Here is a 6594-nt window from a genome sequence, read left to right on the forward strand (position 1 = left end):
CAGTGCTCATGGATGGCATAGAGCCCCAACACAGCGGCCCACAGGTCTATCATTGATAGAAAAGTAGGTTGTTCTTGTTATGTTCCTGTCCGTAAGCTAGCGTTTCGCATCGGCGCGCGAGCGGTCAAAATAGGAAGAATTATACTCATGGACACCTCATCTACCGGTTTCTCCGTCGACACCTCCCCAGAGTCAACTTCGTCGGCTGAAAGCAAGCAGCACGGTGACCTTCATGGGTACACATCGGAGACAGGACACTTCGCAGGATTGATGCACGGCGACTCAGCCAGCATGCTCAAGAAGCTTCCTAGTGACGTTTTCAATGTAGCGGTTACTTCACCCCCGTACTTCTGGGTTCGGGACTATGGCTACGACGGTCAGCTCGGGCATGAAGATTCCGTTGATACCTATATTAGTGCTCTCATGGATGTGTTCGATGAAGTGAAACGAACGCTGCATCCTGAAGGCGTCTTTTTCCTTAATATTGGTGATACCTTCTATTCTGGCAATGGTCAGCCTCACGGTAGCGACCCCAAATGCTCCTCCCGAAACTTTTTGCGGAAGAAAGTCCGGCCTGTGGATAAAAGCGGGTGGGATATCCCCAAGAAGAGTATGATTGGCGTCCCCTGGAAAGTGGCCTTTGAAATGCAGCAGCGTGGCTGGACGCTGCGTAGCTCCATTATTTGGAATCGTTGCAACGCCTTTGTAGAGCCGACAGCAAGAGATCGCCCGTATCGGCAGTATGAGTTCGTTTTCATGTTTTCCAAGAGCCGGTTCTATAGCTTCGACCGTTCGAAGCTCGTAGAAGAAGATGTTTGGAATATTCCAATTGAGCGCAATCGCCGCGCCAACCACAATGCCGCATTCCCTTCTGAGCTCGTTCGGCGCTGCATTGATATCGCTAGCCCGCCCAACGGACATGTACTCGACCCCTTTGTTGGTAGTGGAACTTCTATGTTGACGGCAATTGCCAATCACCGAAACGTGGTCGGGATCGATATGGGCGACGACTACATTGACTACGTCCAAGGTGCAGTAGAGGCAGAAGGATACAAGTCGTCTCAGTGGTCTGAGGTCCAATCTGGCCTCAAGAAGCAATCACCCCTATGGGATGAGTGGGACGGGAATAGGAAAAATTTCCGCAAACCGGGCACGAAATCAAAAAAAGAGTCCTAAGTGCAATACTTTGATATTCCGACGATCAAAACGTCCATCGAGGCTCTGCAGGAAATTAGCGCTAATTGGCTTATTCCTGCGTTTGTTTTTGCCGCAAACGATGTTGGAGAGACTGACCATGTTGACATGTCGAGGAATCTCGGCACGGATCAGTTTTTGGATCGATACTTCAACGGAGCACTATTGGACATCCCCCCATTTGAAACGGGGAACAATCTACTTCGCCCTCGCTTGAAGGGGATACGTTGGGATCGCGGTGATTTTGCCAATGACTATATGATCCGGCAAGATACCAAAATGTGGGGCAACCTGTTCTCTAGCCGTGGATATAGAGACATGCGCCTACAGGGGTATCTTGAAGGCGAGAAGACCACTATTCGGCTAACAGATGCGTTTCAAGATGCATTTGAAGGTGAGGTCCCTGAAGAGTTTCAATTCGAGGACTTCATGGTGTGGTTGTTCGCATTCAGAGGTTTTCCTGACGGAATTGAGAGCTGGCAGGCGTTATATGATCACCTTCTCTTTGAACATTTTGGCCTCGATGAATTTCAGGCGCCATACCGAGGAAGGTTTGGTCTAACAGCAGGCCGTGAATGGCCTCAGACTCTGACGCAACGCCCATCAAACGAGACCTTCCTTGAGGAACTGGCGCCTAGGCTTTGGGCTCATCTTCAAGCTCCTCCTATTACTCCTGAGGGCCAAGAAGAGGAGGCCGGTACGGGCGAAGTCGAGCTTATGAGTTCGGACGACGCTGTTTTAGCTATTATTCTCAACGCGATTAATAAGAAAACCAGTCACTCATTCCTTCTTGCCGGCCCCCCAGGGACCGGAAAAACAAAGTATGCTCATGAGATTGCTCAGTACTTAGCAAAAGGAGATGAAGATCGCATCGAGTTCCTCCAATTTCATCCAGCATTCGGCTACGATGATTTTGTGGAGGGCTTTCGTCCCGCTGTGCAGGGCGGCAGTGGAGAACAAGGCGTAGCAGGCGTTAGCTATGTGCTCGATCAGAGGCATTTTCTCACCTTCTCAGAGAAGGCCAAACAGGATCCGGAGAATCTCTACATTCTAGTGATTGACGAGCTTAATCGAGGGGATGTGGCTAGAATTTTTGGTGAGCTCCTCACCTATTTGGAGCTAGACTACCGTGAGAAGAATTTTAAGTTGGCAATATCGGGTAGGGAGATATCGCTCCCCAGGAACCTAATTGTCTTGGCGACAGCAAACCCATTCGATCGCTCTGTGACTGATTTGGACGATGCGCTTCTAAGACGTTTCATTGTCATCGCTTTAGACCCTGATAAATCCTTGCTTCAAAGTCACCTGCACGATCACGCTGTTGAGGAGCGGGTGATTAAAAGAACGCTCCACCTTTTCGATCTTCTGAACAATGCTTTTCCGGCTGGATTTGGTCACACAAGCTTTTTGCAGGTTCGCACCATTGAAGACCTGTCTGATGTCTGGGAGGGGCGAGTAAAGCTCGGACTACAGCGCACTCTCTTCCACGACCGCCAAGCCTATGACCGCATAAAAGAAGAAGTCGATGGCCTCCTGAAGATTGATGAGGTCGCGGAGGTCGAGGGGGTCGACGGTGATGAGGCCTAGGTAAGCAAGACCGATGTTGTTTCCTGAAGCCGATGTTGTGGAGATCGAGGAGCGCGGTAGGCGCTTCTTCCCTCGTAGCGACCTCATCGACCAAAGTGGTCATTCACTCATTCTGCCTGAGACGAGGGACCTAAAGGCAATCGAGCTTCGAGATGTAACCAATGGCGTTGATCTCATGGCTCTAGGGTTGATTGGCTTCTTACCGCTGACAAGCCGCATCACCCTGAATATCGTGCCTAAGTTCCCTATTGAGAACCTGTGGTCGATGTTAGAGATTGGTGGCGAGGACTACTCTCATATCCTTCCAACCATTCGGAGCTATCAAGGCGCTGAGAACCCGGCTCCAATATTATTGCTTGCGCGAAGCTTCTGCCATTATTTGCGGGGGGCTGTATCGACGGGCTTTGAGCGAACCTATTACACTCGCACTATGACTGGCTACTACAAGCCGCGGGTCGAGTTTGGGAGAACAATTTCCACATATCTCTCGCGGGGGAATCCAATTGAAACCGTTTCGAGTGTCTATGAATTCGGGCTCGATAGTCCAGCAAACAAAGTCATCAAATCTGCGTGCCTGAGATTTTCTAGGCTCATCCCTCGGAGCGCAGAGTGGGAAGGCGAGCGGAGAATATTGCAGATCGCTCTTGATTTCTTGCGGAGGGTGCAGGAGCGCGAGCCAAGCTCTCATGATTTCTTCTTGGATGAGTCTGTTTCACTTCGGCTAAGAGAGAACTATGCCGGGATGCTTAGAGTCTACCATTTGCTTGTCACTGGTGGAGGAATAGCCTTCTCCTTCGCGCCAGGCGGCCGTGAATTGCCATCTTTCTTGTTCAATCTCGAAGATATCTTTGAGAAATTCATTCGTGTTTCTTTTGGTGAAGGTCTTAGGGCTAGGAAGATTTCCGTTCTCGACGGGAACAAACATCAAGGGAAGCTCTTCACCGATAGCAAGGTCTACCCGACAAAGTCGGACGTCATCTTCAGGCGTGGTAAGAAGAACGTGATCGCCTTAGGCGAAGTTAAGTATAAGCCGAAGCTCAAAGAGGCCGATCGATATCAGATAATTAGCCATGTGACAGCAGCGGGAGCCCCCCTTGGAGTTCTATTTTCTCCAGCCAATGAAGGGGAAAGCCAAGGCCTCCGGAGACTGGGAAAGCTGCCAACAGGCGCAGAATTTTACCACTATCTTGTGAACATCCGAGGTGACATTCGGGAGGCGCAGGGTAAAATGGTAAAAGAGGTGGGCGCCATTCTGAAATGACAACACCTACTTAACCTTTCCCCCAGGTCGTTCCCGTCTTGACATACCGAGGTATTCAAAAACCTGGAGGGTCACTTGGAGAGTGCTTTCGAACAAGTTCAGCCAAATAATTTCCTGCAATAGCCAGCGTTACTCCATTCGAGAGGCAAATGGCGCTAGCGACATGGGGTGCTCCGAAGATAAGAAGAATTACGCCGACGCAAGCCAAAAATACTCCGGCTAAGCGAATTCTTCCTCCGAAAACGCCAACCGTGTCTGCGAATACGCTGTAATTCATGATGGCTCTCCAGGTTCAGTCGCGAAGAGGGCGATGATTCTAGGTACCTCAATTTCCGCAGGCGTCCCTTTTTCAATGCACTGTTGAACTGCGTACTCTACCAGTCTCCCGAATCTTTCGGCAGTCATGGCATCGACAGACGTGGTCTTGTGGAACACCCTGGAAACATCTCCAGCAAGTGCAGCAACCTTCTCCTGGATCGCCCATTCGGTCCCAAGGACAAGCCAGCCCAAGCTGACTTCAAATCGCTCGGAAGCGGAAATCACGACCGAGAGAGGGGGTTCACGCTTGCCAAGTTCGTAACTCTTGTAGGATCGCTCTGACACGCCGAGGTACGCAGCGCAGCGAGCTTGTGAGAAACCACTCTGCTCACGGATTTTGCGCAGCCTCATCCCAATCTCGGACGGGGATGTTGACTTGTGCTTAATGTTGCCTGATAGTGTCAAAAGTTGCACCATTTCTGCTAGTATGACCCAATGGTGCCATCTCTACTGGAGAAAGGGAAGCATTATGGCCGCTTGTGTACTTCTGACGCCCCGGGAGCTTGCAGAAAGGTCCGGTTGGCCTGAAAGGCGCATTCGCAGTCTGATCGCAGCGCGTCAGCTGCGACACCTGAAAATTGGGGCAGCATTTTACCTTCCTGAGAGTGCGGTCCAAGAGTTTATCGACCAAAACATGGTTGAGCCTGCAGGCGCGCAGGGCGTTGGCGAGGACCCGAAGGCGAAACTTTAGGGACAGCTCTTAGCCGAGAGAGTACGCGCAAGATTTCTCGAAAGGTGGGTTTCATGGCCATGACAAATCTAAACATTAGTGTCATCGATAAGCGAATGCTCAAGCAGTCCGAAGCCGCGAGCTATTCGGGCCTTCCCCTCAAGCACTTCAAGTCGTCTTGTCCGGTTCGTCCAGTCGAGCTTAGAAGAGGAACCCTCCTCTGGGACCGCCGCGACCTCGATCACTGGATCGATGCTGTTAAATCAGAAGCCGATACTTTCACTGAAACGAGCATTCTGGATCGTCTGGGATGACGAGAATCCGTGTTAAGGGCTTCAAGATTTTTCATGATCGACATGGAAAGCTGCGTTGCTACCACCGAGCTACGGGCCACAAAGTCGATCTAGTTAGCGCACCGCTAGGTAGTCCGGAATTTTTTCATGAGTGTTCGAAGATTGCAGCTGCCAACGATGCTCAGAAGCGGATGCGCCCTAAACCTGGGACCTTGGGTGCGTTGCTGCAATTTTACTTTGAGACTGAACATTTTCAGAATCGTGCAGCTACAACCCAGAGAGACTATAGGCTCAGTGCAGACTACCTGCACCCTATTAAGGATACACCAGTTTCTTCGATTACAACGCCCCTTATTGCGGGCATCCATGACAAGGCGTCCACCAAGATGGGTTGGCGGCGTGCGAACATACTCTTGGTGTTTATCAGCCAAGTCTTTAAGTACAATATTCCTCACGGCAACATTTCCAGAAACTTCGCCACTGGTGTCATCCCAAAACCCAGGCCAAAGAATGCGCCGGCACGTAATCGGGCTTGGAGCTACGAAGAGGTTCAGGCGATGCTTGAAGCCTCAGCACCTGAAATGCGGGGCGCCCTTGCACTGATCCACTGTACCGGCTTGGACCCAACTGACGCCCTAGGACTTCGCAGGGACCAGGTTGCGGGAGATGTAATCTGGAGAGATCGTGACAAGACGAAAGTCGGTGCCGCGGTGCCGATCGGCGACACGCTCAGAGCGGAGCTGCAACGGATGCCGGAGCATGATGCGCTCACCGTCTTAGCGAGCTCAAGCGGGCGTTCATGGACCTATGACGGCTTTCAAAGCAGCTTCCAGCGATTGAAGAAGAAGCTTGAGGCTAAGGGTGCGATCAAACCTGGCCTTACACCCAAGGGGCTCCGACACACCATGGCAACTTGGCTGCGTGAGGCAGGGCGTTCTGAGCGCGATATTTCAGACCTTCTTGCGCAGAAGTCGCCCGCTATGGGGCTGCACTATTCGAAGGACGCAGATTTGGCGCGTAAGAACCGCGCGACCATCGAGGTCTGGGAAGAAGAAAACAAAAGGAGAGCGGAAATTGTCAAACCTACCAAGAAAAGCGTCAAACCTTAGCGGAACCACCCCATTAAAGCAGAAAAAGCTCAATCTTATCTTGGGTTTAAATGGTGCCCGGGGGCGGAATCGAACCACCGACACGAGGATTTTCAATCCACTGCTCTACCCCTGAGCTACCCGGGCACGGGAGAAGGCATCGCCTTCGGGTGAGGGGGATTT

General features: G+C 51.3%; 7 protein-coding genes and 1 tRNA gene. 6 read left to right on the plus strand and 2 right to left on the minus strand.

Annotated features, from left to right (window positions below):
• Nucleotides 1-147 precede the first annotated feature (147 nt).
• Genes ACN0Q0_RS15355 through ACN0Q0_RS15365 form a run of 3 tightly spaced genes read left to right on the plus strand, consistent with a single transcriptional unit; the run spans nt 148 to nt 4042 of the window.
• Complete coding sequence (locus tag ACN0Q0_RS15355) at nt 148-1176, plus strand: DNA-methyltransferase (RefSeq protein ID WP_216004486.1); 1029 nt, start codon at nt 148-150, stop codon at nt 1174-1176.
• A complete protein-coding gene (locus ACN0Q0_RS15360; RefSeq protein ID WP_343503556.1) occupies nt 1177-2781 on the plus strand; it encodes an McrB family protein in 1605 nt (534 codons plus the stop codon). It abuts the gene before it with no gap.
• Nucleotides 2782-2794: 13 nt separating this feature from the next.
• A complete protein-coding gene (locus tag ACN0Q0_RS15365) occupies nt 2795-4042 on the plus strand; it encodes a 5-methylcytosine restriction system specificity protein McrC (protein ID WP_343503557.1) in 1248 nt (415 codons plus the stop codon).
• A gap of 273 nt (nt 4043-4315) precedes the next feature.
• On the opposite strand, the gene ACN0Q0_RS15370 is transcribed toward ACN0Q0_RS15365, so the two are convergent.
• Nucleotides 4316-4711 carry a helix-turn-helix transcriptional regulator gene (locus ACN0Q0_RS15370; RefSeq protein WP_343503558.1) on the minus strand — a complete coding sequence of 132 codons (396 nt, stop codon included), beginning with the start codon at nt 4709-4711 and terminating at the stop codon, nt 4316-4318.
• 118 nt (nt 4712-4829) lie between these two features.
• Here ACN0Q0_RS15370 and ACN0Q0_RS15375 point away from each other — a divergent pair, with 118 nt between their 5' ends.
• From ACN0Q0_RS15375 to ACN0Q0_RS15385, 3 genes are read left to right on the plus strand one after another with little or no spacing between them, the layout of a single operon-like run.
• Nucleotides 4830-5051: a helix-turn-helix domain-containing protein gene (locus tag ACN0Q0_RS15375; protein ID WP_417244249.1), complete on the plus strand. Its 222-nt coding sequence runs from the start codon at nt 4830-4832 to the stop codon at nt 5049-5051.
• A 53-nt stretch (nt 5052-5104) separates the two neighbouring features.
• Complete coding sequence (locus ACN0Q0_RS15380) at nt 5105-5344, plus strand: hypothetical protein (RefSeq protein WP_343503559.1); 240 nt, start codon at nt 5105-5107, stop codon at nt 5342-5344.
• A complete protein-coding gene (locus tag ACN0Q0_RS15385) occupies nt 5341-6432 on the plus strand; it encodes a tyrosine-type recombinase/integrase (protein ID WP_343503560.1) in 1092 nt (363 codons plus the stop codon). Before ACN0Q0_RS15380 ends, ACN0Q0_RS15385 begins: the two co-directional genes overlap by 4 nt.
• A 51-nt stretch (nt 6433-6483) precedes the next feature.
• Here the strand turns inward: ACN0Q0_RS15385 and ACN0Q0_RS15390 are convergent.
• A tRNA-Phe gene (locus ACN0Q0_RS15390) sits at nt 6484-6558 on the minus strand.
• Between the last annotated feature and the right edge of the window lie 36 nt (nt 6559-6594).

The organism is Celeribacter sp., assembly GCF_048259695.1.
Taxonomy (GTDB): Bacteria; Pseudomonadota; Alphaproteobacteria; order Rhodobacterales; family Rhodobacteraceae; genus Celeribacter.

What these genes read in the sequence shown, in the direction of transcription:
- ACN0Q0_RS15375 (WP_417244249.1), top strand. Translation starts at nt 4,830, where the DNA reads ATGGCCGCTTGTGTACTTCTGACGCCCCGGGAGCTTGCAGAAAGGTCC.
- ACN0Q0_RS15365 (WP_343503557.1), top strand. Translation starts at nt 2,795, where the DNA reads ATGTTGTTTCCTGAAGCCGATGTTGTGGAGATCGAGGAGCGCGGTAGG.
- ACN0Q0_RS15370 (WP_343503558.1), bottom strand. Translation starts at nt 4,711, where the DNA reads ATGAGGCTGCGCAAAATCCGTGAGCAGAGTGGTTTCTCACAAGCTCGC.
- ACN0Q0_RS15380 (WP_343503559.1), top strand. Translation starts at nt 5,105, where the DNA reads ATGGCCATGACAAATCTAAACATTAGTGTCATCGATAAGCGAATGCTC.
- ACN0Q0_RS15355 (WP_216004486.1), top strand. Translation starts at nt 148, where the DNA reads ATGGACACCTCATCTACCGGTTTCTCCGTCGACACCTCCCCAGAGTCA.
- ACN0Q0_RS15385 (WP_343503560.1), top strand. Translation starts at nt 5,341, where the DNA reads ATGACGAGAATCCGTGTTAAGGGCTTCAAGATTTTTCATGATCGACAT.